The organism is Tamlana sp. 2_MG-2023 (assembly GCF_030548465.1).
Taxonomy (GTDB): Bacteria; Bacteroidota; Bacteroidia; order Flavobacteriales; family Flavobacteriaceae; genus Pseudotamlana.
Genome location: NZ_JAUOSF010000001.1, coordinates 542,792 through 567,031 on the forward strand (window position 1 = coordinate 542,792; position 24,240 = coordinate 567,031).

22 protein-coding genes are annotated in these 24,240 nt (G+C 33.2%); 14 read left to right on the forward strand and 8 right to left on the reverse strand.

The window, feature by feature from the left end:
• Window positions 1-3: 3 nt before the first annotated feature.
• Window positions 4-1,026: a GyrI-like domain-containing protein gene (locus tag Q4566_RS02370; RefSeq protein ID WP_303417858.1), complete on the reverse strand. Its 1,023-nt coding sequence runs from the start codon at window positions 1,024-1,026 to the stop codon at window positions 4-6.
• Window positions 1,027-1,202: 176 nt separating this feature from the next.
• Here Q4566_RS02370 and Q4566_RS02375 point away from each other — a divergent pair, with 176 nt between their 5' ends.
• From Q4566_RS02375 to Q4566_RS02395, 4 genes are all read left to right on the forward strand, one after another.
• Window positions 1,203-3,242, forward strand: a complete 2,040-nt coding sequence (locus Q4566_RS02375; RefSeq protein WP_303417860.1) for a dipeptidyl-peptidase 3 family protein — start codon at window positions 1,203-1,205, stop codon at window positions 3,240-3,242.
• A gap of 522 nt (window positions 3,243-3,764) precedes the next feature.
• Window positions 3,765-4,151: a nucleoside triphosphate pyrophosphohydrolase family protein gene (locus tag Q4566_RS02385; RefSeq protein WP_303417863.1), complete on the forward strand. Its 387-nt coding sequence runs from the start codon at window positions 3,765-3,767 to the stop codon at window positions 4,149-4,151.
• 73 nt (window positions 4,152-4,224) lie between these two features.
• Complete coding sequence (locus tag Q4566_RS02390) at window positions 4,225-5,091, forward strand: hypothetical protein (protein WP_303417865.1); 867 nt, start codon at window positions 4,225-4,227, stop codon at window positions 5,089-5,091.
• A gap of 520 nt (window positions 5,092-5,611) precedes the next feature.
• Window positions 5,612-5,986, forward strand: a complete 375-nt coding sequence (locus Q4566_RS02395; RefSeq protein ID WP_303417867.1) for a cupin domain-containing protein — start codon at window positions 5,612-5,614, stop codon at window positions 5,984-5,986.
• 215 nt (window positions 5,987-6,201) lie between these two features.
• Here Q4566_RS02395 and Q4566_RS02400 read toward each other — a convergent pair whose 3' ends face one another.
• Window positions 6,202-7,269: a branched-chain amino acid aminotransferase gene (locus Q4566_RS02400; RefSeq protein ID WP_303417869.1), complete on the reverse strand. Its 1,068-nt coding sequence runs from the start codon at window positions 7,267-7,269 to the stop codon at window positions 6,202-6,204.
• Between the two features lie 136 nt (window positions 7,270-7,405).
• Here Q4566_RS02400 and mnmD point away from each other — a divergent pair, with 136 nt between their 5' ends.
• Together mnmD and Q4566_RS02410 are read left to right on the forward strand one after the other, a co-directional pair.
• Entirely contained in the window at window positions 7,406-8,092 is a 687-nt protein-coding gene (gene mnmD / locus Q4566_RS02405) for a tRNA (5-methylaminomethyl-2-thiouridine)(34)-methyltransferase MnmD (RefSeq protein ID WP_303417871.1), read from the forward strand.
• A gap of 115 nt (window positions 8,093-8,207) precedes the next feature.
• Window positions 8,208-9,110 (forward strand): TIGR01777 family oxidoreductase, encoded by a 903-nt coding sequence (locus Q4566_RS02410; RefSeq protein ID WP_303417873.1) that lies wholly within the window; start codon window positions 8,208-8,210, stop codon window positions 9,108-9,110.
• Window positions 9,111-9,271: 161 nt separating this feature from the next.
• Here the strand turns inward: Q4566_RS02410 and Q4566_RS02415 are convergent, their stop codons facing one another.
• Window positions 9,272-9,937 carry a YceI family protein gene (locus Q4566_RS02415; protein ID WP_303417875.1) on the reverse strand — a complete coding sequence of 222 codons (666 nt, stop codon included), beginning with the start codon at window positions 9,935-9,937 and terminating at the stop codon, window positions 9,272-9,274.
• A gap of 147 nt (window positions 9,938-10,084) precedes the next feature.
• On the opposite strand from Q4566_RS02415, the gene Q4566_RS02420 reads away from it, so the two are divergent.
• The 6 genes from Q4566_RS02420 (at window position 10,085) to Q4566_RS02445 (ending at window position 16,572) form a co-directional block, all read left to right on the forward strand.
• On the forward strand, window positions 10,085-10,648 hold the full coding sequence (locus Q4566_RS02420; protein ID WP_303417877.1) for a nucleotide exchange factor GrpE: 564 nt from the start codon (window positions 10,085-10,087) through the stop codon (window positions 10,646-10,648).
• 8 nt (window positions 10,649-10,656) lie between these two features.
• The gene (gene dnaJ / locus Q4566_RS02425) at window positions 10,657-11,772 is read left to right on the forward strand and encodes a molecular chaperone DnaJ (protein WP_303417879.1); all 1,116 of its coding nucleotides are present in this window, start codon (window positions 10,657-10,659) and stop codon (window positions 11,770-11,772) included.
• Between the two features lie 423 nt (window positions 11,773-12,195).
• Window positions 12,196-13,122 (forward strand): ABC transporter ATP-binding protein, encoded by a 927-nt coding sequence (locus tag Q4566_RS02430; RefSeq protein ID WP_303417882.1) that lies wholly within the window; start codon window positions 12,196-12,198, stop codon window positions 13,120-13,122.
• A 5-nt stretch (window positions 13,123-13,127) separates the two neighbouring features.
• Entirely contained in the window at window positions 13,128-14,441 is a 1,314-nt protein-coding gene (locus tag Q4566_RS02435) for an ABC transporter permease (RefSeq protein WP_303417884.1), read from the forward strand.
• Window positions 14,442-14,445: 4 nt separating this feature from the next.
• A complete protein-coding gene (locus Q4566_RS02440) occupies window positions 14,446-15,372 on the forward strand; it encodes a mechanosensitive ion channel family protein (RefSeq protein ID WP_303417886.1) in 927 nt (308 codons plus the stop codon).
• A gap of 36 nt (window positions 15,373-15,408) precedes the next feature.
• Window positions 15,409-16,572: a sigma-54 dependent transcriptional regulator gene (locus Q4566_RS02445; protein ID WP_303417888.1), complete on the forward strand. Its 1,164-nt coding sequence runs from the start codon at window positions 15,409-15,411 to the stop codon at window positions 16,570-16,572.
• Between the two features lie 177 nt (window positions 16,573-16,749).
• On the opposite strand, the gene Q4566_RS02450 is transcribed toward Q4566_RS02445, so the two are convergent.
• Window positions 16,750-17,526, reverse strand: a complete 777-nt coding sequence (locus tag Q4566_RS02450; RefSeq protein ID WP_303417890.1) for a hypothetical protein — start codon at window positions 17,524-17,526, stop codon at window positions 16,750-16,752.
• 137 nt (window positions 17,527-17,663) lie between these two features.
• Between Q4566_RS02450 and Q4566_RS02455 the strand changes: the two genes are divergently transcribed.
• Window positions 17,664-18,521: a PPK2 family polyphosphate kinase gene (locus Q4566_RS02455; RefSeq protein WP_303417892.1), complete on the forward strand. Its 858-nt coding sequence runs from the start codon at window positions 17,664-17,666 to the stop codon at window positions 18,519-18,521.
• On the opposite strand, the gene Q4566_RS02460 is transcribed toward Q4566_RS02455, so the two are convergent.
• Window positions 18,482-19,447 carry a sterol desaturase family protein gene (locus Q4566_RS02460; RefSeq protein WP_303417894.1) on the reverse strand — a complete coding sequence of 322 codons (966 nt, stop codon included), beginning with the start codon at window positions 19,445-19,447 and terminating at the stop codon, window positions 18,482-18,484. The genes Q4566_RS02455 and Q4566_RS02460 overlap by 40 nt on opposite strands.
• 132 nt (window positions 19,448-19,579) lie before the next feature.
• Entirely contained in the window at window positions 19,580-20,815 is a 1,236-nt protein-coding gene (gene lysA / locus Q4566_RS02465; protein WP_303417896.1) for a diaminopimelate decarboxylase, read from the reverse strand.
• 192 nt (window positions 20,816-21,007) lie between these two features.
• On the opposite strand from lysA, the gene sucC reads away from it, so the two are divergent.
• On the forward strand, window positions 21,008-22,201 hold the full coding sequence (gene sucC / locus Q4566_RS02470; RefSeq protein ID WP_303417898.1) for an ADP-forming succinate--CoA ligase subunit beta: 1,194 nt from the start codon (window positions 21,008-21,010) through the stop codon (window positions 22,199-22,201).
• Window positions 22,202-22,437: 236 nt separating this feature from the next.
• Here the strand turns inward: sucC and Q4566_RS02475 are convergent, their stop codons facing one another.
• Entirely contained in the window at window positions 22,438-22,875 is a 438-nt protein-coding gene (locus Q4566_RS02475) for a hypothetical protein (RefSeq protein ID WP_303417900.1), read from the reverse strand.
• Window positions 22,876-22,891: 16 nt separating this feature from the next.
• On the reverse strand, window positions 22,892-24,175 hold the full coding sequence (locus Q4566_RS02480; protein WP_303417902.1) for a hypothetical protein: 1,284 nt from the start codon (window positions 24,173-24,175) through the stop codon (window positions 22,892-22,894).
• Between the last annotated feature and the right edge of the window lie 65 nt (window positions 24,176-24,240).

Here is a 24,240-nt window from a genome sequence, read left to right on the forward strand (position 1 = left end):
AATTTATTTTACAGCAATATAAATTTCGGTCACCCAATCGGCAGGATTTGGTGTCGTGCTTGGGTTTGTAAGGTAGGCTTCAAGCATGGGGCCGTTTTCGCTAAATTCATAACCGTTTTCAGGTATGTATTTCATAGCTGTTTCCCAGGCTTCTTTTAAATTATCGTAATCTCCTTTTAGTGTTGTTTTTATCGCTTTAAACGCTTCAAGTTGTCCAGTTAAAATATCAACATCTGTAGAAATTACTTTTTCAGTAGTTGGAATAGAGCAAGAGAAAATCGCTGCATTGTTTTCAGTATCCCATTTTAAATAGTTAACAAAAGGCGCCCCAGCCATTTTAATGTTATTATCTGAAGCATAATTAGAAATTTTAGGCATCATTATATCTAATTTTTGTGATATATCGGATATTTTACAAGACGCCGTGTTGTAAATATAATACCCACCACCGTGTTCTGTAAGTCCGTTTACTACGACACTATATTCTTTCATGCTTGTAGTTACAATGCTGTCTAACTTAAACAAACCCCTGTCGAAATCTGACGCTGTGTTTTCTTCAATAGATCCAGCAAAAGTCGTGTACATTTTAGTCATGAAATCTTGTTTTCCATGCATGGCCCATGTTACTTTAGTACCGCCTTCAATAGGCTCGAAAGTCCAACCGATGTTCGATTTAGACTGAAAAGGTTCTATAAACTCAATAGATTGTGAAATCGATTTATTGCTTTGAACAGCAAGTGTTGTCATTTTTCCTTCTCCTAAAACATCTCCCTTCCATGCATAACCTGCGTCTACACCAGTAGTTTTGTCTTCATAAGTTAATGTGGCATCAGGTTCTTGCTCAATCCACGGCGAAAAACTAGGCCAGTTTTTATAATCGTTTACTTCATTGTAAATTATAGAAGCTGGAGCTTTTATCACGCGACTTCTATTGAAACTAAATTCATTAGGTTGAACCGCAATATATATGGCTGTTCCGATGAATACAATGAGTAAAAAGAATAAAATAAACTTAAAGACTTTCATTTGGCTGTTTTTTAGCGGTTTTCTATATCAAAGATACTCATTTTAATTTTTTACTTAAGAAATTCTTACAAATCGCTTAAGGTTGTGTTGTTTTTATAGGTAAAAATTGTTTACGTATTTTAAATTATAGTTATTTTTGTGAAAATGATTTTAATTTATAATTATATTCTAATAAAATGCGACTAAAAACAATTTTAAATTTAGCGCTGTTAAGCACCATGTTATGGGCTTGTGGCAATGAAAAATCTGAAGCAGTTCAACCTGAGAAAGCCGAAAAAGTGGCCGATGCTTTCGATTATAATGTGGAACAGTTTGGTGATGTAAAAGTGCTTCGTTATCAAATTCCAGGTTGGGAAAAACTAACGCTTAAAGAACAAAAACTTGTATATTATTTAACGCAGGCAGGTTTATCTGGTCGAGATATTATGTGGGACCAGAATTACCGTTATAATCTTAAAATTAGAAACGCCCTCGAAAATGTTTATAAAAACTATGAAGGAGATAAAACATCTAATGATTGGAAGGCTTTCGATGAATATTTAAAGCGCGTATGGTTTAGTAATGGTATTCATCACCATTATTCAAACGATAAATTAAAACCAGCATTCTCACCTGAATATTTAAAAACCTTATTATCTGAAACGGAAACCACTTTGGAAGGTGACGCTTTCAATGTGTTGTTTAACGATGCCGATGCTAAAAAAGTAAATCAAGCAAAGGGTGTTGATAATGTGGCAATGTCTGCCGTTAACTTCTACGGGCCTCATGTTACTAATGCCGATGTAGAGCGTTTCTACAAAGCAAAAGCTTCTCCTAATCCTGAAAAACCATTGTCTTATGGTTTAAATTCACAATTGGTTAAAGAAAATGGTGTTTTAAAAGAGCGTGTTTACAAATCAGGCGGACTTTACGGACAGGCTATCGATGAGATTATTAAATGGTTAGAATTAGCTAAAGGTGTGGCTGAAAACAAAGCGCAAGGTGATGCTTTAGCTTTACTAATTGAATATTATAAAACTGGAGATTTACAAACTTGGGATGATTATAATGTGGCTTGGACAGGTGCCACCGAAGGAAATATCGATTATATAAATAGTTTTATTGAAGTTTATAATGATCCGTTAGGTTATAGAGGTTCTTACGAAAGTATCATTCAAATTAATGATTTTGATATGTCTCAAAAGATGAAGGTATTATCGGATAACGCACAATGGTTTGAAGATAATTCAACTTTAATGGAAGCTCATAAAAAGAAAAATGTAGTAGGTGTATCTTATAAGGTCGTTAGCGTGGCTGGTGAAGCTGGTGATGCTTCGCCTAGTACGCCAATTGGTGTGAATTTACCTAATGCTAACTGGATTCGTGCTGCTGTTGGTAGTAAATCGGTTTCTTTAGGAAATATTACAAATGCTTATAATAATGCAGGTGGTTCCGAGCGTTTAAAGGAGTTTGTTAACGATCAAGAGGAACTTGAGTTAGAAGAGAAATACGGACAATTAGCTGATAAATTACATACGGCTTTACATGAAGTGATTGGTCATGCTTCTGGGCAATTAAATCCAGGTGTTGGTGAAACAAAGGAAACCTTGAAGAATTATGCCTCTACCTTAGAAGAAGGTCGTGCAGATTTAGTTGGACTCTATTATTTATATGATTCTAAAATTCAAGAATTAGGTTTAGTTGACGATTGGAAATCGGTTGGAAAAGCCGCTTATGATGGTTACATTAGAAATGGATTGATGACGCAATTAATCAGGTTGAATTTAGGTGACGATGTAGAAGAAGCACATATGAGAAACAGACAATGGGTTTCTGCTTGGGTTTTTGAAAAAGGTAAGCCCGATAATGTGATTGAGAAAATTACAAGAGATGGAAAAACCTATTTCAATATTAATGATTACGATAAATTACATGATTTATTCGGACAATTATTAAGAGAAACACAACGTATTAAATCTGAAGGTGACTTTACTGCTTGTGAAGCTTTGGTTGAAGGGTACGGCGTAAAAGTTGATCAAGCCATACATGCTGAAGTTTTAGAACGTAATAAACAATTTTCTTCAGCACCTTATAGCGGATTTGTAAATCCTGTTTTAGTTGCCGAGAAAAATGATCAAGGTGAAATTACTAAAATTAATGTAACACAGCCAGAAACCTTTGAAGGTCAAATGTTGAATTACAGTAAAAATTATAGTTTTTTGCCAGAAGTAAATTAGTGAAGTAAAAAAAAACTAGATTAAATTAAAAAGGCAGAATCTTAATTAAGGTTCTGTCTTTTTATTTACACTAAATATTAATAAAATGATATTAACTATAATAAGCGCACTTAAAATTGATAAAACAGTCATCCTTGGTAAATTTATGTTGGTTTTATTAAGAGATGAGGGATTGCTAAAATGGTTGCGTCTAAAATATCATTTTTTTTATAAAAAAGTTAAATTTTAATTAAATTATAGGTAAACTACAGGTATTACGGCTATTTAAAAAAGAATTTAATAGCCGAAATAAGAGCAATAAAACCAATAAAAGCGATTAGCATCCAATAGCTTCCCGAATAGAAACGCTTATGAAGTTTAAAATCTTTCCTGTACGTATAAGCAATAATTATAGCAAATACGATAAAAAATAAAACTCCGAAAATGATTTGGCCTTTACTGAACATATAATATTTTTATGCAAATTTAAGGAATTAGATACCAATTTCTAATTTTCCTCAAACTCAAACTCAAATTCATCATATGAAAAATAAAATTGAAGCTGTTAAAGCATTTCACACGGCATTTAAAATAGGACATTTAGAAGCTCCAAAAGCAGATTTGGGCATTGGAAAAAACACGTTAAGGTTCAATTTAATGAAAGAGGAAAATGAAGAATATCTAGAGGCAGCTAATAATAATGATTTGGTTGAGGTAGCCGATGCTTTAGGAGATATGCTTTATATCTTATGCGGAACCATTATTGAGCATGGTATGCAGCATAAAATAGAGGAGGTCTTTGAAGAAATTCAACGTAGTAATATGAGTAAATTAGGTGCTGACGGCACACCAATTTATCGTGAAGATGGTAAAGTATTAAAAGGGCCAAATTACTTTAAACCGAATATAAAATCTATTTTAGATAAGTAGAAACTGGAGTTAGTATTAATTTATGCTTGTAATTGCCAATTTTGGCAATAACTCATTACACCCAAACCAGAAAATGATACCACAAAAAATACAAGCATTGTTTGAATTTATTAATTTTATAGATGAAAACAAAAAGGATTACATTGAAAAATATATTCCACTATGTAATGAACTTGAAGAACTTGGCAAACATAGAAATGCATTAAAGCCAAGCGGGAACTACAAAGACAAACAGTTATATGATTCCCTTCAGAAATTAATAATGAAGAAATTCATACCTATCACCGAAAACATCTATAATCCAATAACAAGTAAGTTAAAAGAATTAAAAATTTGGTCAGGTGACAATGCTTATTCAAGTATATGGAATAATAACATTTCGGAAATAGCAGATTTTAAAAGAAGTTTTTCAGAAACAGACCTGAATCAAGTTTTTCGATACAAGCAAAAATATTTGAATTTTAGAACGGAAACTAATAGTGATTTTCTTTGCCTTTCTTTTGTGTTTTCCAACTTGGACGAAATAATGAAAGAGCTTTTTGATTTTTTCAAGGACAAAGAAGTAAATGAATTTGGTGTTTTTGAGAGTAACACAATCGAAGTAAGTAATTTTTATGAATTAATACAAAACCTAGAAAATAATAATGGAAAAAATATAAGGTATTCAATTCCTACAAAAAATATTTTCCAAAAAAACCAAAAAACAACGGACAAAATTACAAATATAAAAAATGAATTTAATGTTTTTGATATGGGAGATAATATTAAGGTAGGTAATATTTCAAATAAAAATGGGTCAATTAATTTAGGCAAAAACAATAAAGTAGAAATAAATAGTAACGATAAATTAGCTAAAAAATCTTTTCGTTGGCAAAAAAGAGAAACAATAATTTCAGTAATCATTGGAGTTATCGGGATAATAATAGCATGGATTTCATAGATGAAATAATATCATATATTTTTTGTCAATATAAAATTAAGTTGAATTTATCGCAAACTCTTGTGATTAATTAAATAATAAAAACTAATCAAACCAATCAGTCTTCATGTCTGAATTGACCATAAAATGAATTATTTTTTCGTAAATTTGTGAGAAATAAATATGTAAGTATCAATTCAGTTAAGTATGGTTCGAAAGCTTCTGAATTTGATAACATTTTATACATTTGTAAGTAACCTTAAGATAGTATTTTACTACCAAAAAATACTAAAAAAGAGTTTAAGGAACGATAACATTTTTAATACTAAACAACAATCTTATTAACCTAAAAAAATTTAAATTTAAAAGTACGATACCATTAAGACTACCATTATTAAGTTAAGCCATTTAACCATAAATAATAAAGGGGTTAGTTGTCTTAAAAAAGAATAACGAATTAATGAAGTATGAAAGTTAGAAAATTTCTAATTCATGCTTCTCTAATTAATTACATAAATAGTATAATACAAAATTTAAAAAAATGGAAAGATTTAGTCAAAAGTACGTTATCACGAAAGACATGGAATGGGAAGAGCTTGGCGGCGGAGTATCAAGAAAATTCTTAGGATACGATAACCAAATCATGATGGTGAGCGTTAAATTTGAAAAAGGGGCATTGGGTGCGCCACATCAACATTTTCATACACAAGCTACTTATGTTGTTTCAGGTAAATTTGAATTTGAAATTGACGGAGAAAAGAGTATAGTAGAAGCTGGAGATGGTGTATATATCGAACCTAATTTATTACACAGCGCAGTTTGCTTAGAAGAAGGACAATTAATTGATACATTTAGCCCTGTAAGAGAGGATTTCTTAACAGGTGAAGGTCCATCTTATTTTGGAGATAAGAAATAGTCTTAATTGATTATAAAATTTAAATTTTAATACGAGATATACGTCGGTTAAAATAAATAATAGAGAAAGAGGTTGTCTGAAAAGACAACCTCTTTTTTTTAGCTTAAAAAACTAGATTTTACAGTTTTTTAATGAAAATCATTAGCAGCTTCAAAAGCGAATATTGAACTAAAAAGAAAATCGTCTAAAAATTTCTCTTTAGACGATTGCTTTTTTTATTTAACTTCATAACGCCATCCAAAAGGATCTTCGGCTTTATTCGTTTGAATATCGGTGATGCGTTTTTTTAAGAAACTCGCATAAGTATCATCAATTTTAGGAATGTCATAGTCTTCTTCTTTATATCCAAACCCAGAAATAGGAGAAATAACCGCGGCGGTCCCAGCTCCAAACATTTCTTTTAACGATCCGTTTTTTGCAGCTTCAACAACTTCAGCAACTGTAAGCTTTCTAACTTCAACAGGAATGTTTTCAGATTTAGCTAATTCAATAATACTTTTACGTGTAATGCCATCAAGAATTCTATCACTTGTTGGTCCCGTAATTAAAGTATCATTAATACGAACAAAAATATTCATTGCTCCAGCTTCTTCAATGTATTCATGTGTGTTGTCATCAGTCCAAATCACTTGTTGGTAACCTTTTTCAACTGCTAATTGCGTTGGGTAAAACTGTCCGGCATAATTACCACCAGCTTTAGCAAAACCTACACCACCATTGGCAGAACGCGAATATTTTTCTTCAATTAAAACTTTTACATCGCCTGCAAAGTAAGATCCAGAAGGCGCTGTACAAATAATGAATTTATATTCATCGGCTGGCGACGCATGGAAACCGTTTCCAGAAGCAAAAACAAATGGTCTTATATATAATGAACTACCTTCGTTAGTAGGAATCCAATCTTTATCAATTTCTAATAAGGCTTTTAAACCATCCATGAAATAATTTTCAGGAAGTTCAGGAATAGCCAAACGTTTAGATGAAATATTAATACGTTTGAAATTATCTAATGGGCGAAATAACCAGACTTTATCATCGGCATCCTTGTAAGCTTTCATACCTTCAAAGACCGATTGTCCGTAATGGAAAATTTTAGCAGAAGGATCTAAAGTAATTCCTTGATAAGGAACCACTTTAGGCGCTTGCCATTTACCGTCTTTAAAGTTACATTCTAGCATGTGATCAGAAAAAACATGTCCGAATTTTAAATTGTCAAAATCTACATCATTTATTTTTGTAGTTTCCGATTTTATAATCTCGATGTCGTTGATTATAGCACTCATAGTCTCGTATTTTTATACGGACAAATTTAAACAAATTCGTCTTTAAAAAATGCTATATTTACAACAAATCGCGGCTTCTTTTATTTTTTTTGAGGCGAATTGATTAAAAAACGACTTTTCACTATAGATTCTTAATTTGAAACGAGAAATTATCATTACTTCCGATGGTTCTTCAACCATTCATATCCCAGATTGGGATGAGCAATACCATTCTAAACATGGTGCCATACAAGAAGCTTATCATGTTTTTATAAAGCATGGTTTACAGCATGTTTTTGAATCTCATTTATGTTCAGAAATAAGCCAGAATCTGTCTATTTTAGAAATTGGTTTTGGTACAGGTTTGAATGCTTTTATCACGTTAATTGAATCTGAAAAATTAAAGCTTCCGATACATTATTATGGGGTAGAGGCCTATCCTGTTTCAGCTGAAGAAGTTAGCAAGCTAAATTATGTTTCAGAATTAAATTCCGAAGAAAAAAATAATTTGTTCGATGCCATTCATAAGGTATCTTGGGAAGCTTCTCATGATATAAAAAACGATTTCACTCTAACCAAACAGCAAAAGTTTTTTGATGAAATTGATGATGTAAATAAACATAACCTCATATATTTTGATGCTTTTGGGGCAAGAGTTCAGCCTGAATTATGGACAGAAGATATCTTTGCTATCATGTATAAGGCTTTAAAACCAAATGGTGTTTTAGTTACCTACGCGGCAAAGGGTAGTGTAAGACGAGCCATGCAAGCCGTTGGTTTTATCGTTGAAAGATTGCCAGGGCCTCCTGGAAAACGAGAAATGCTAAGGGCTACGAAGCCATAAGCTTTTAGTAATGAATATTAACAAAGCATAAAGAAATTCTACGCAATACTGTTAAACCTAATATAAATACCAAGTAGCCCGTATCACCATTTAGTAACTTTGTAAAAAAAAAGCGATGCGCGTACTAATTACTGGAGCTACTGGAATGATAGGTCAGGATATTGTAAAACTTTGTCATAAACAAGGTGTGCAAGTGAGTTACCTAACCACGCGTAAATCTGCAATCTCATTAGAAGAAAATTATCATGGGTTTTATTGGAATCCGAAAACTAAAGAGATAGATACGAACTGTTTTAAAGATGTAGATGCTATAATTCATTTAGCAGCTTCAACTATAGCTAAACGCTGGACACCTTGCTATAAAAAGGAAATTTTAAGAAGTCGTACCGAGAGCACGAAATTATTAGTTAATAATTTAAAAGGGGAAACTCATAATATCAAACAGGTAATTTCAGCGAGTGCCATTGGTGTATATCCAGACTCTATTACTAATTATTACGACGAAAAATTTAAAGTGTCCCAAACATCCTTTTTAAGTAAAGTTGTTTGTGCTTGGGAACATGAGGTTGATGATTTTAAGTCTTTGGGAATAACAGTTGCTAAGATTAGAATTGGTTTAGTTTTGTCTAGCAAAGGAGGTGTTTTACAAAAAATGGTAAAACCAATTGATTATGGTGTAGGAGCAGCTTTTGGTACAGGGAAACAATGGCAATCTTGGATACACCAATACGATTTAACGCAATTGTTTTATTATGTTTTGAAGTTTCAATTGGAAGGTGTTTACAATGCAGTTTCACCAAACCCAGTAACGAATAATGAGTTGGTTAAAACAATAGCCAAAGTCTTAGAAATACCACTCTTTTTGCCTAACATCCCTAAGTTTGTAATGAATTTAGCTTTAGGAAAAATGCACACACTTTTATATGAGAGTCAGCGTGTAAGCTCTAAAAAAATAGAAGATAAGGGCTTTTTCTTCAAGTTTCATCATTTAGAACCTGCCTTGGCGGATTTGTTGTAAAATAGAAAAAGACTGTCTAAAAAGTAGTAACCTCGTCATTCTGAACTTGTTTCAGAATCCCATCACCTTGATAACTCATTAGGATGAGAACCTGAATCAAGTTCAGGTTGACGAAAATTTCAGCCTTTCAGACAGCCTCTTGAAAATAAAGTGTTTCTTAATTAAGCTTTCACAGCTTTAACTACAATTTTAAGTTCGATATCATCATTGATAAATTTATCACCTAAATCATCAAAAATTGACTTTGAACCATATTTAATATCCCATTTTGTTCTGTCAATAATAAAAGCTTCACTTGTAAGAGTGACAGCGTTATCTGCATAATCAACAGTAACAGGAATGCTAATATTATGAGTGATTCCTTTAATGGTTAAGTTACCTGAAAGTACGTTTCTAGCTTCAGATTCTAATAATTCAGTAATTTCAAAAGTTGAAGTTGGATTTTTTTCAACATCAAAAAAGTCTTCGTTTTTTAAATGCCCTAAAAGTTTTGCATTTCCTTCGTCTTCAGCAGGAATATCTTTAACTACAATAGAATTCATATCGATAGTAACCGAACCACTAACAACTCTCCCGATGCTGCTGCGCTCTACAGTACCTTCTTGAATAGCAATAGTTCCAAAGTGCTCACCTGTTGGTTTAGTGCCTTTCCACTCGATGCTAGATTCTTCTGTAACTACATTATAAGTTTCACTGTTTTCAGCTTCGTCTACTACTGCAGGAGCTTCAGCTTCTGTTATTTCAGCTTCTTTTACCTTGTCCTTACAAGATGTAAAAACAGCTGAAGTAGCAATACATAATACTAATGTGAATAATGATTTTTTCATTTTAAAATGTTTTGGATTTAAGTCTCAAAAATAGTGAATCGTGAGTGGAAAAAAAATTAAAATAATTTTAATGACATTATGACATTTTTATAATAATGGCAGTACTTTTGCCAACTTAAATTGAGTATTTCAAAACGTGAATTTACGATGAGTAAAAAAGATAAGAATAACGATATAGAAAGTGAACAAGTAGACAGTGTTCAAAACGAAACTGTTGAAGTTGAAGAGCAAGTTTCTGAAGAAGCAGTAATAGAAGAAACTGCAGAAGAAAAACTTGAAGCAGAATTAAAGCAAGAGAAAGAGAAGTTTTTGCGTCTATTTGCTGAATTTGAAAATTACAAACGCAGAACATCTAAAGAGCGTATTGAGTTGTTTTCGACAGCAAGTGAAGGGGTTATGAAAACCTTATTACCTGTTTTAGACGATTTCGAGCGTGCTTTAAGTCATATTGAAGACGATAAAGAAGCTGAAGAGTTACGCAAAGGTGTCTTGTTAATTTATCAAAAATTGGTAAACACTTTAGAACAAAAAGGCTTAAAAGCTATGGTTGTTGAAAAAGGAGAAGTTTTTAACGCAGATAACCATGAAGCAATTACACAAATACCTGCACCAACAGACGATTTAAAAGGAAAAATTATTGATATAGTTGAAAAAGGATATGTTTTAGGAGAAAAAGTAATCCGTTTTCCAAAAGTAGTTATTGGGCAATAAAATAGAATATGGCAAAAAGAGATTTTTACGAAATATTAGGAATTAGTAAAGGGGCAAGTGCTGCTGAAATCAAGAAAGCTTACAGAAAAAAAGCGATTGAATTTCACCCAGATAAAAACCCAGATGATAAGGACGCAGAAGCTAAATTTAAAGAGGCGGCTGAAGCATATGAAATTCTAAGCGACGAAAACAAAAAAGCACGTTACGACCAATACGGTCACCAAGCCTTCGAGAATGGCGGTGGTGGCGGTGGCTACGGCGGTGGCATGAATATGGATGACATATTCAGCCAGTTTGGTGATATTTTTGGAGGCGGCGGTTTCGGAGGTGGCTTCGGAGGCGGCGGTGGCCAACGTCGTGTTAAAGGTAGCAACCTACGTATTCGTGTTAAATTAACTTTAGAAGAAATTGCTAATGGCGTTGAGAAAAAAGTTAAAGTAAAACGTAAAGTTCAAGCGCCAGGTACTACCTATAAAACGTGTTCAACCTGTCAGGGTAGCGGACAAGTAACTCGTATTGCAAATACTATTTTAGGGCGTATGCAAACCTCTGCACCATGTAATGTTTGTGGTGGAGCTGGTCAAACTATCGATAAAAAACCTAGTGATGCAGATGCTCAAGGTTTAAAAGTATCTGAAGAAACGGTTTCTATTAAAATCCCTGCAGGTGTTGTTGATGGTATGCAGCTTAAAGTTTCTGGAAAAGGAAACGAAGCACCAGGAAATGGTATTTCAGGTGATTTAATTGTTGTTATTGAAGAAGAACAACACGATAAATTACAACGTGAAGGTGATAATTTACATTATGATTTATACGTAAGTTTCCCTGATGCTGTTTTAGGAACTTCTAAAGAAATTGATACCGTTACCGGAAAAGTACGCATCAAAGTTGAAGCTGGTGTACAATCGGGTAAAATTTTACGCTTACGCGGAAAAGGAATTCCAAGTATCAACGGTTACGGGAAAGGTGATTTACTAGTACACGTTAATGTGTGGACACCTAAAACACTGAATAAACAACAAAAAGATTTCTTTGAAGCGATGCAAGATGATGAGCATTTTGATCCGAAACCAGAGAGTTCAGATAAATCTTTCTTTGAGAAAGTAAAAGATATGTTTTCGTAACAAAAACGATTCAGAATTAAGAAATCCGCTTTTATAGCGGATTTTTTTTGTCAATAACTATAAGATATACTGCTCATTACTAGGAAGTATTAAAAAAAAAAGTATATTTGAAAATCACTAATTAAGTTTAGTGATAATTTTTCTTTTTCATAGCAATTTTTTTCCCATCCTTAATTTTTTTAAGGGTGGGTTTTGTTTTTAGGCTATTTTGCTTAGTTGAAAGGCGATAAAAATAGCCTTATAGTGGCCTCTTAATTAGCTTAAACATGGTGCTTTTCAGTATTAGTTTTATAGTGAAATACGGAGTTTCATCAAGCGCACCAATGCATATTTAAATAGCACTTAGAATTATTGACTTATAAATCCTAAAAAGCACGAGATAGGTTTCATACATTTAATATATTTACCGTTAAAAGAATATCTATGAGTAATTTATTAGAGGTTAATAAGGTTTCCAAGAAATTCGGTGACTTTAAAGCCTTAAATGATGTTTCTGTTTCAGTTCCCGAAGGTAGTATTTTTGGACTTTTAGGGCCAAACGGCGCAGGAAAAACAACCTTAATTCGTATTGTAAATCAAATTACCATGCCCGACTCTGGTACGGTGCATTTAGGAGGTGAGTTACTCAACCAAAAACATATTAGCGATATTGGCTATTTACCCGAAGAGCGCGGTTTGTACAAATCGATGAAAGTGGGTGAGCAGGCTTTGTACCTCGCGCAGCTAAAAGGTTTAAGTAAATCTGAAGCCAAAAAACGTTTAAAATATTGGTTCGATCGTTTAGAGATTGGTGACTGGTGGAACAAAAAAATACAGGAACTCTCTAAAGGAATGGCGCAAAAAATTCAGTTTGTGGTTACCGTTTTACATGAACCTAAGCTGTTGATTTTCGATGAACCATTTTCAGGATTTGATCCTATTAATGCTAATTTAATTAAAGATGAAATTTTACGATTGCGAAATGAAGGCGCAACTGTGATTTTCTCAACACATCGTATGGAGTCTGTAGAAGAACTTTGTGATGATATCGCCTTAATCAATAAATCTAATAAAATTTTAGACGGAAAATTAGTTGATATTAAAAGGCAATATAAAATAAACACCTTTGAAGTTGGTATTAGAACTTCAAACAATGCCAGTTTAAGACTAGAATTAAATGACAAGTTTAATGTGTCTGAAGCCAATTTTAAAACCCTTGATGACGAATTAAAAGTGAATATTAAATTAGATGAGGCGGTTAAACCAAACGACTTACTTAACTATTTAACTTCAAAAGGTGAGGTGTCTCATTTTGTAGAACTCATTCCTAGTGTAAATGATATATTCATTCAAACCGTAAAGAATAACTAATTCTAATGAACCACTTACCGCTTATTATAAAACGCGAATACTTAACGAAAGTTCGAAATAAATCCTTTATTATCATGACTTTTTTGAGTCCCATAATATTTATGGTGCTTATCGCGTTCGTGGCTTATCTCACACAACTTAACAATGATAAAGTTCGTGTTATTTCCATTTTAGACGAATCAGGATTAGTCAAAAATGTGTTTAAAAAAACAGAACACACAACTTATAATATTCTACACGGATTATCGCTAGAGGAGGCCCAAGCCCTTGTTGTAGAAACTGAAGGCACCGGATTGTTGCACATTCATAAATTAGAGAATGAAGCTATTGATGCGCAGCATATTACTTTTTATTCCGAGGAAGCACCATCCTTGAGTTTAATTTCGGATATAGAAAATCAAGTTGAACAGCGTCTCACAAATATAAAACTTCAGGAAAATGGTGTTGATGTTGAAATGATTAATAATTCTAAAGTAAAGATTACGATTGCACAGGAAAGTTTTGAAGGTGAAAAAACTTCAAAAGTAGATAGTGTCATCAAATTAATTTTTGGTGGAGCTGCAGGCTATTTACTTTTCATGTTCATCATTATCTATGGTAATATGATTATGCGTAGTGTTATCGAAGAGAAAACGAGCAGAATTATAGAAGTTATTATTTCATCTGTAAAACCTATGCAGCTCATGCTAGGTAAAATTATAGGAACTTCTCTTGCTGGTATAACCCAAGTAATTATTTGGTTAATTTTTGGAGGAATATTAATGACGGTAACTTCAATAGTTTTAGGAATTGACATGGCAGAAATGCAAACACCACAACAGCAGGTTATGGAACAAGCTATGGAGAATCCAGAAGTAAGTGCGCAGGTTCAAAATATTGCCAATGCTTTTTTCCACTTGCCATTAACTAATTTAATTATTGCTTTTATTTTGTTCTTTATAGGCGGTTATTTATTTTACAGTTCACTGTATGCTGCTATTGGTGCTGCCGTAGATAATGAAACCGATACGCAACAATTTATGATGCCTATTATCATGCCTTTAATTTTAGCGGTTTATATTGGGTTTTTTACCGTTATTGAAGACCCCCATGGCACGGTTTCAACAGTATTTTCTTTTATTCCATTAACTTCTCCGGTAGTGATGCTTATGCGTATTCCGTTTGGTGTCCCTATTTGGCAGCAAATTTTGTCTTTAGCGATTTTAATTGCTACGTTTATAGCTACCGTTTGGTTTGCTTCAAAAATTTACCGCGTGGGTATTTTAATGTATGGTAAAAAACCAACCTATAGAGAGTTAATGAAATGGATTAAGTACTAAGAGTATGCAAGATACAGCAGATAAAATAGAAAAAAGTGTAGATGCCGTTAGCGACACCATTACAGAAAGTGGTGTTTGGGAAAAAATCATCCAGTTTTTAGAATTTAAAATTATTGATTTCTCATATGTTACTGAAGGTGATACTCATGAAATCGTTTTAAAAGTAAAGTATGTATTATTAGTAGCCATTGTTTTAATTGCCACAACATTTGTTTTGCAGACCATTAAAAACATGGTCACTAAAAAAATGCCACTAGATGATAAGCGGAAATTTACAACCGTGTTTTCATTTGCACGATGGCTTATTTATCTGATTGTTATATTGGTGGTTTTCGATTCCATCGGAATTAATGTTACAGGTATTTTTGCGGCTTCAGCTGCCTTATTAATTGGTATTGGTTTAGCTTTACAAACCTTATTTCAAGATATCATTTCCGGAATTTTTATTCTTGTTGACCAAACCGTTCATGTTGGTGATATTATTGAAATAGAAGGTAAAATAGGTCGCATAGAAGAAATTAAATTACGAACTACGCGTGCCGTGACCATTGATAATAAGGTCTTAGTGATCCCTAACCATTTGTATCTAGAAAATATGCTTTTTAATTGGACCCAAAATGGTACAGTCACTCGGGAGTCTGTGTCTATTGGAGTAGCCTATGGAAGTGATGTGCAATTGGTGAAACGCTTGTTAATTCAGGCCGCTAGTACAAACGAATCTGTGCTTAGCGAACCCGAACCGATCGTGCTATTTATGGATTTTGGAGCGAGTTCCTTAGATTTTAAATTGGTGTTTACGATTAATGATAGTTTTAAAGGGCAGCTTCCGAAAAGTGAAATTCGTTTTGAAATTGACAGATTATTTAGAGAGCATAAAGTGAGTATACCTTTTCCGCAAAGGGATATTCATATTATTCAGAAACCTCAGTAATTACGAAAATGTAATTACAGATTTAAAAATTAAAGTATGTCGAAAATATTAGTTATTGAAGATGAAGCAGCGATTAGACGGGTGTTGGTTAAAATTCTTTCCGAAGAAAATGACAGCTACCAAGTTGAAGAAGCAGTTGATGGTTTAGAAGGCATTGAGAAAATTAAAAATGATGATTACGACTTAGTGCTTTGTGATATTAAGATGCCTAAAATGGATGGTGTTGAAGTATTAGAAGCTACAAAAAAGATAAAACCAGAAATTCCTATGGTTATGATTTCGGGTCATGGCGATTTAGATACTGCCGTGAATACGATGCGCATGGGGGCTTTTGACTATATATCGAAGCCACCCGATTTAAACCGTTTATTGAATACGGTTAGAAATGCTTTAGAAAAAAAGGAGTTGGTTGTGGCTAACAAAATCCTTAAAAAGAAGGTGAGTAAAAAGTATGATATGATTGGTGAAAGTCAGGCCATTTCTAATATTAAAGACATAATAGATAAAGTCGCTCCAACCGAAGCTCGCGTGTTAATTACAGGATCTAACGGAACAGGAAAAGAGCTAGTTGCGCATTGGTTACATGAAAAAAGTACCCGTTCTAAAGGTGCTTTAATAGAAGTGAATTGTGCAGCGATTCCATCGGAATTAATCGAAAGTGAGTTATTCGGTCATGTTAAAGGTGCTTTTACAAGTGCCAATAAAGACCGTGCTGGAAAATTTGAAGCTGCGAATGGCGGTTCAATTTTTCTAGATGAAATTGGAGATATGAGCTTGTCAGCCCAAGCCAAAGTGCTTCGTGCCTTGCAGGAAAGTCGCATTCAGCGTGTGGGTAGTGATCGTGATATTAAAGTGGATGTACGTGTGATTGCAGCAACTAATAAAAATTTAAAAAAGGAGATTGAAGCAGGTCGTTTTCGTGAGGATTTGTATCACCGATTAGCTGTTATTTTAATTGAGGTGCCGTCCTTAAACGAAAGGAGAGAAGATATTCCTTTATTAGTGAATCATTTTTCAGAAAAGATTGCTTCAGAAAACGGTTCAACTAAAAAGAAGTTTTCAGATAAAGCTATTAAGCAACTTCAAGAATATGATTGGACTGGGAATATTCGTGAGCTCCGTAACGTTATAGAGCGTTTAATCATTCTTGGTGGTCAAGAAGTGAGTGAGCAAGATGTGAAATTGTTTGCTTCGAAGTAAAGTTGATTAAGGTCTAGAAAAATAAAGCTGTCTCAAGTGTGTTACTCACGTCATTCTGAACTTGATTCAGAATCTCATCATACTGATAACGTATCTTTATGAGAACCTGAATCAAGTTCAGGTTGACGAAAAGTCACTTTTTGAGACAGCTTTTTTATGCTTCAGAAGCTAGTAAAATTAACTCGCTTCACATTGATTCAAAGCTTCTAAATAATTTTTAGTAAGCATTTTAATTTCGTTCAAATAGTGTGATTTAATTTCAGAAATACTTTTTGTTTCCATGTCAATAATGGTTTCTTGAAACTTCACATAAGAATTGCTTCCGTATACTTTTAAAGTTTCATTATAAGATTTCATATTTTCTAAAATCTGATTCTTGTACGCTTGAATCATTTGTTGCTTTCTAAGGGCTAATTCTTGAGCCTCTTGTTGTGCCAATTGGGCTTTGATTTGTTGAGATTTTAACCTTAAAGCTTCTTGTTGTTGCTTTAATTTAAGCTGTTCTTGTTGTAAATCTGTTAAGTCAGATGGTGTAGAATTACTTGTAGTCCCTGCAACAGCAACACTTGCTACGGCTGCTGGTTGAAATTGGTTGTAAGCACACTTGTCGATTTCAACAAGGCCTTCTTTACTGAATTCACGTCCGCGTTTCACGAAAAAGCGTCCGTCTTCAAAAGTCTCGGCAGATTCAACTTTCTCTAAAGCTTCAATGCTTTTATTAGCCAATTCAACTGCTTTATCACAGTTACAAGAAGCAAGAGATTCTTTAGCTAATTTAAAAGATTCTACAGATCTGTTTGCGTAATGTTTTAAGTGACTCACGTTATTTGATTCATAAGAATCTTTAACGTGTGCGTAAGCATTTCCCATATATGCATGGGCGTTATCGCAGTCTGATTGGGAACTAACAACCAAAGAGGCCGTTAGAAAAAATAGTAGGTAATAATTTTTCATAGTATTTGGGTTAACATAAATAGGTACGCCTAATATATATAAAATATATTAAAGGAGTATTGTCTATTATTCAAATTTTAGATTTACTATATTTAACCTAATTTAGTGAAGAATATAATATTAAAACCGCATAAAATATGAATATAGACCACTATAAAGTGACTTCTAATATCACTTTAAAAAACTCCCAGACTAAAGTAGTTATTGATGATGCCGAAAAGGAATTGAAAAAGGTAAGAAAGAAGTTAGGTAAGTTACAAGATACCCTTTATGCTCATGGAAAATATGCTGTTTTAGTCTGTTTACAAGGCATGGATACGGCTGGAAAAGACAGCTTAATACGTGAAGTTTTTAAAGGTTTTAATTCAAGAGGAGTGGTGGTTCATAGTTTTAAGGTACCGACGGAATTAGAGTTGAAACACGATTTTATTTGGCGTCACTATATAGCGCTTCCTGCTCGTGGAAAATTTGGTGTTTTTAATAGAACACACTATGAAAATGTGTTGGTAACCCGTGTGCATCCTGAGTATGTTCTGGGAGAAAACCTTCCTAATATTCATAGTGTAAACGATGTTGATGCAGCTTTTTGGGACCGACGTTTTGAACAAATCAATAATTTTGAGAAGCATGTGGCTCAAAATGGAACACTCATTTTCAAATTTTTCTTGAATCTTTCTAAAAAAGAACAGAAGGATAGGTTATTACGCCGTTTAAATAAGAAGGAGAAGAACTGGAAATTCTCTCCGGGTGATTTAAAAGAACGTAAACTTTGGGATAAATATCAGGTTTGTTATGAGGAAGCTATAAACAAAACATCTAAACCTCACGCACCGTGGTACGCCATTCCTGCCGATGATAAACCTTCAGCACGTTATTTGGTAGCAAAAATTATTTATGATACGCTTAAGCAGTTTGATGATATTCAAGAACCCGAATTAGATGAAGCGGTTAAAGTTCATTTAGAAGAATACAAAAAGGAATTGAATAATGAGTAGTTATTTACTTTTAATAGTTTTCTTTGTTGTTTTATGGTTAGCGTACTACCATCATGACTCCAACCTGGAGGGGCAAAGATGTACATGAATTTATGATACCAGTTTTTAGATTTTTTCATATCATTCCAAATATCTTTATACTCATGCGTTAAAATTATAAATGGATTGTATGAGTTAGGAGGGCTAGTGACACCATATTTAATGTCGATAGTTTCGTCTAATTCTTTAAATGTTCCGAATATTCTATCAAAAATATTTAAAAATCCACCATGGTTTTTATCCATATATTCAAAGTTTTGAGCGTGGTGAACTTGGTGCATAGTATGTGTGTTAAATATTTTTTCAATAATTCCCATTTTAGGAACATATACAGAGTGTAATTGAAATTGCCAGAGCGATTCAATACCTAAACATACTATTAGCATTTCAGGAGGAAATCCGATAGCTGGAATCCACATGTAAAAGAAAGATTTATATAAAAGAGTAAACCAACCGTTTCTTACAGCTGTTCCTAAATTAAATTTATCTGAAGAATGGTGTACAATATGCGCAGCCCACAAAAATCGAACATTGTGGTTTTGGCGGTGAAACCAATAGTAACTAAAGTCGTCTAATAATTGACAAATAAGCCAAATATACCAAGCGTATCCAAACGATTCGTATCCCATAATATTGGTGCGTACACCATCAACTAAAGGATTGAAAATTTCATAAACAAAATTAAAAATAACTATAGCTGCAATGGTTTTGGTAAGCGCAGCAATTACTGCAGAGCCAATTCCCATGGAAAGGCTAGCGGCTAAATCTTTCCAATTGTATAGTTTTTGGCTTCGCTGTGCTTTATGATGTTTACTATATGAGTATTCTAATAATATGAGTGCTAAAAAGAAAGGAACACCATATACTAAAGGGTTTGTGAAATTCATTAAGAAATGTTTGATTTAGCTCAAAAGTACCATGATTATGTGGGAAACTTGTCATCAAATAGAATTATAATAAAAAAATCCTCTTCACAAAAAATAATGAAGAGGATTTTTTTTATATGATTGGAGCAGTTATTATTTAGCTGCTGCAGCTTTCTTTTTTGGAGAAAAATCGATTTCAACTTGATTCTTAATAATGTCCTCAAAAGTTTCACGCTCTCTAATTACACGTGCTTCATTGTTATACCATAACACTTCAGCTGGCTTAAATCTAGAGTTGTAGTTACTTGCCATTGAAAAACAGTAAGCTCCTGCATTTTTAAAACATAAAACATCCCCTTCGTTAATCTCATTGATTCGACGGTTGTTTCCAAAAGTATCCGTTTCACAAATATAACCTACCACTGTGTAGAAACGTTCACGTCCGTTAGGATTAGAGATGTTTACGATATCGTGATGTGATCCGTATAGCATCGGTCTGATTAAATGGTTAAATCCAGAATCAACTTGAGCAAAAACAGTTGAAGTTGTTTGTTTAACAGCATTGACGTGCGTTAAAAAACTACCCGATTCGCTCACTAAAAATTTTCCTGGTTCAAAAGCTAAGGTTAAATCTTTTCCGTAATCTTTACAGAAATCGTTAAATCTAGCCGATAGTTTTTCCCCTAATTCCTCAATATTGGTTTCAATATCACCAGCTTTATAAGGTACTTTAAACCCTGATCCGAAATCAATAAAATCTAAGTCTTTAAACTGTTTTGCTGTTTCAAACAAAATTTCACTTGCATATAGGAATACTTCAATATCTAAAATATCACTTCCTGTATGCATATGAATACCATTAATGTGCATTTTAGTATTTTCAACAATACGTAAAATGTGTGGTATTTGATGAATTGAAATTCCGAATTTAGAATCAATATGCCCTACAGAAATATTCGCATTTCCACCAGCCATAACATGTGGGTTAATACGAATACAAACCGGTACGTTAGGGTGTTTAGTTCCAAATTGTTCTAAAATAGAGAGGTTGTCAATATTGATTTTAACCCCAAGTTTTGCGGCTTCTTCTATTTCAGATAAAGACACGCCGTTTGGTGTAAAAATGATTTGATCTGGTGAGAACCCAGCAGCCAGTCCAAGCTGAACTTCCTGAATTGAAACCGTATCAATCCCTGATCCTAAAGATTTAAAAAGCTTTAAAATAGAGATGTTAGATAGTGCTTTAACAGCATAGTTAAGTTTTAACTTCTTAACATTCTTAAATGCATTGGTTAATCTGTGGTACTGAAATTCAATTTTTTCAGCATCATATACATAAACAGGACTTCCAAAATCCTGTGCAATTTTAAGCAATTGACTATCTAACATAATTTATAATTTTTGGCAAAGATATTTCTTTAGGTAATATAAAAAAGGAATAAATAAAAAATTATACAAAATAAACAAAGTGTTAAATAATTAACTTTGAGATAAAAACTTATTATAGTTTTCGGTATTAAATATTAGGGTAAGTAAAGCCTATAATATATATTTGCTTTTTTCTTAAACAATTAGCAAATTATGAATTTACACGAATATCAAGGTAAAGAGATATTGAGTAGTTTTGGAGTTCGTATCCAAAGAGGTATTGTTGCACAGAATGCTCAAGAAGCAGTAGCTGCTGCAAAGCAGTTAACTAGTGAAACAGGAACGAGCTGGCACGTTATTAAGGCACAAGTTCACGCAGGTGGTCGTGGTAAAGGTGGCGGAGTAAAGCTTGCAAAAAATCTTCAAGAAGTTGAAGAGATTGCAGGTCAAATTATTGGTATGGACTTAGTAACGCCTCAAACTTCAGCAGAAGGTAAGCGCGTACACCAAGTTTTAGTTGCCGAAGATGTTTACTATCCAGGTGAAAGTGAAACAAGCGAATTTTATGTATCTGTATTATTAAATAGAGCTACAGGTCGTAATATGATTATGTATTCTACCGAAGGTGGAATGGATATTGAAACCGTTGCAGAAGAAACACCTCATTTAATTTTTACTGAAGAAGTTGATCCTATTGTTGGTTTAGTGCCTTTCCAAGCGAGACGTATTGCATTTAACTTAGGTTTATCTGGTCTTGCATTTAAGGAAATGACAAAATTTGTTACTAATTTATATACGGCTTACGTAAAATCTGACTCTTCTTTATTTGAAATCAATCCAGTATTAAAAACGAGTGATGATAAAATCATGGCTGTTGATGCTAAAGTAACGATTGACGATAATGCTTTATACAGACATAAAAACTATGTTGATTTACGTGATGTACGTGAAGAAAGTGCTATTGAAGTTGAAGCTGGAGAGCTTGGTTTAAACTATGTTGACCTTGACGGAAACGTTGGTTGTATGGTTAACGGAGCTGGTTTAGCAATGGCAACAATGGATTTAATTAAGCAAGCAGGTGGTGAGCCAGCTAACTTCTTAGATGTTGGTGGAACTGCAGATGCTGCTCGTGTTGAAGCTGCTTTTAAAATCATCTTAAAAGATCCTGCTGTAAAAGCCATATTAATTAATATTTTTGGTGGAATTGTACGTTGTGATCGTGTAGCGCAAGGTGTTATTGATGCTTACAAAAACATGGGCAACATTGAAGTGCCTATTATTGTACGTTTACAAGGAACCAATGCTGATGTCGCTAAAGAGTTAATTGATAATTCTGGTTTAGATGTATTAAGTGCCACTGAATTCCAAGAAGCTGCTGATAAAGTACAAGAGGTACTAGGAAAGTAAATTATTTGAAGACAGTTTTAAATAGTCTTTAAATTTATTATATAAAAAATCTCCGGAAGTTATACTTTCGGAGATTTTTGTTTTTAGAAGGTGTTTAATAAAATGAAGCTGACTTAATTCAAGTTATTATGCTGAACTTGGCAGCTTCTTATAGTAATTATTTCTAAGTATAATCAGCTTTTGAAATAGATTCAGATTAAGAGTTTTATTTCAAAAGAAAGAGCTTTTACCAGCCATTAAAAGTTCCCTTTAAATCCAAGGCGAAGCTTTTTAATAATATCTTCCATATAAAGAATAGACCATATTATGTTTTCACTATCAGCATAAGCTACAAAGTCAGCAATAAGATTATTACTTGCTCTAATACGCTCACGCTCATCTTCTTTATACTTGCTAAGTAATTTTATGTTTTCAGAATTTTCGCGAATACCAACATCTTGTAATTTTTGATCAGATTTGGTCGTAATCGCCATGAAAGGCATTATTTTGGTTATTTCAGCAAATCGGTCTGCATATAAGCTTACTAAATCGCCTTTTCCTAAATCTTCCAAATCGTCTATAGTGTGAAACTTATTGATGCGATCTGATTTTGTGAAAAATGGTTGTCCTGATTGGCTAAATGTCACGTTGCTAACAAGGGTAATGATAATAATAAGTAGGATTAATTTATTCATTTTGATTGGGATGTATTTAATGATTTAGAGAGATATTCTCGCCAAGATTGTTTTTCATTTCTGAAGATTTTAAAGTAAACGAAGGACTTACATCGTCTAAAGGCGCCATATATAAGTCTTCAGGATTCTTAAAATCTTTTGTGAATATGTTGCTTGAAAAGAAACCGTTCGGGTGATAAATGGTGTTTTTTCGACTATTTAAACCTTGATCGCTCACATTGAAAAAGTTATTGACAAAACTTATACTGTTTACAATTTCACTAGAATTGGTATAAGATTTATCCAGCTTAACTACATGTGCAAAACCTGAAATTGATGAATATTCTACAGAAATTTGAGCTTTCTTTTTTGCTGAAATGGCCGCTTTAATAAACGGTGTGCTTTCCTGATTTGCTAAATTTATAAGTGTAGCGTTTTTTACCTTTACAAATGATAAATGGGTATCAATAGGTTGATAACCACTGGATGAATAACCATCAATTTCGATAGCGTAAGAACCACTTACATCTGAAATGTATGGATGTCTTACCGATAGAATATGTGTTAAGCTTCCTTTAAAACCATCGGTGATATCAAAATCATCATCCTTCGATTTATAAGATATTAAATTACTAAAGTCGCCTTGACCACCAAACCACTCGAAAGAATCATCGGCAGAATAGCTCACCATAATATTTTCTAAAATAGTTTTAGAGCCAATACCACAAAGTGTTAAGCCATTTAATTCTTTAGATTCATTAATTTTTCGCCCCGGGTATTCAATACGTACATATTTTAAAATGGCTGTTTCCTCTTCAGGAGTGTCTCCTCCATATAGAGAATATTGAGGTGAAAAGTTTCCTTCTACGTTAGCGACTCCCGATACCGTATTTAATTTTCCATTTCCTAGGATTACAATACCTCCCCAATCGCCAGTTTGACGTGATTTTGTAGGTTTATTTGACGTGAAAACTATAGGCTGAAAATTGGTACCTTCTGCAATTAATTTAGCGCCTCTTGAAACAATTAAACTAGCAGGGTTTGTATGGTCACAGCGAATTATGGTTCCTGGTTCTATAGTTAATTTTGCATTTGCTACAACATATACATTTCCAGATAAAAGATAAATTTTATTGTTTGAAAGCACTAAATCTTCTGAAATTAGGGATGGGATCTTAGTATCGGCTTCCATATAGCGTTCTAAGTTTGGCTGAAAATTGGTCCAGCCATGCATCCATTTAGAAGCATCTATTTGTCCGTAGACAGGTGTTAAGCCTATGTATAAAATACATAAGCAAAATAGTAGGTAGTTTTTTTTCATGATATATTTGTTTGGGGTGCCATTAATTTTACAAGTTTTAAGTTGTAAAAAAATGAAGTACAAAT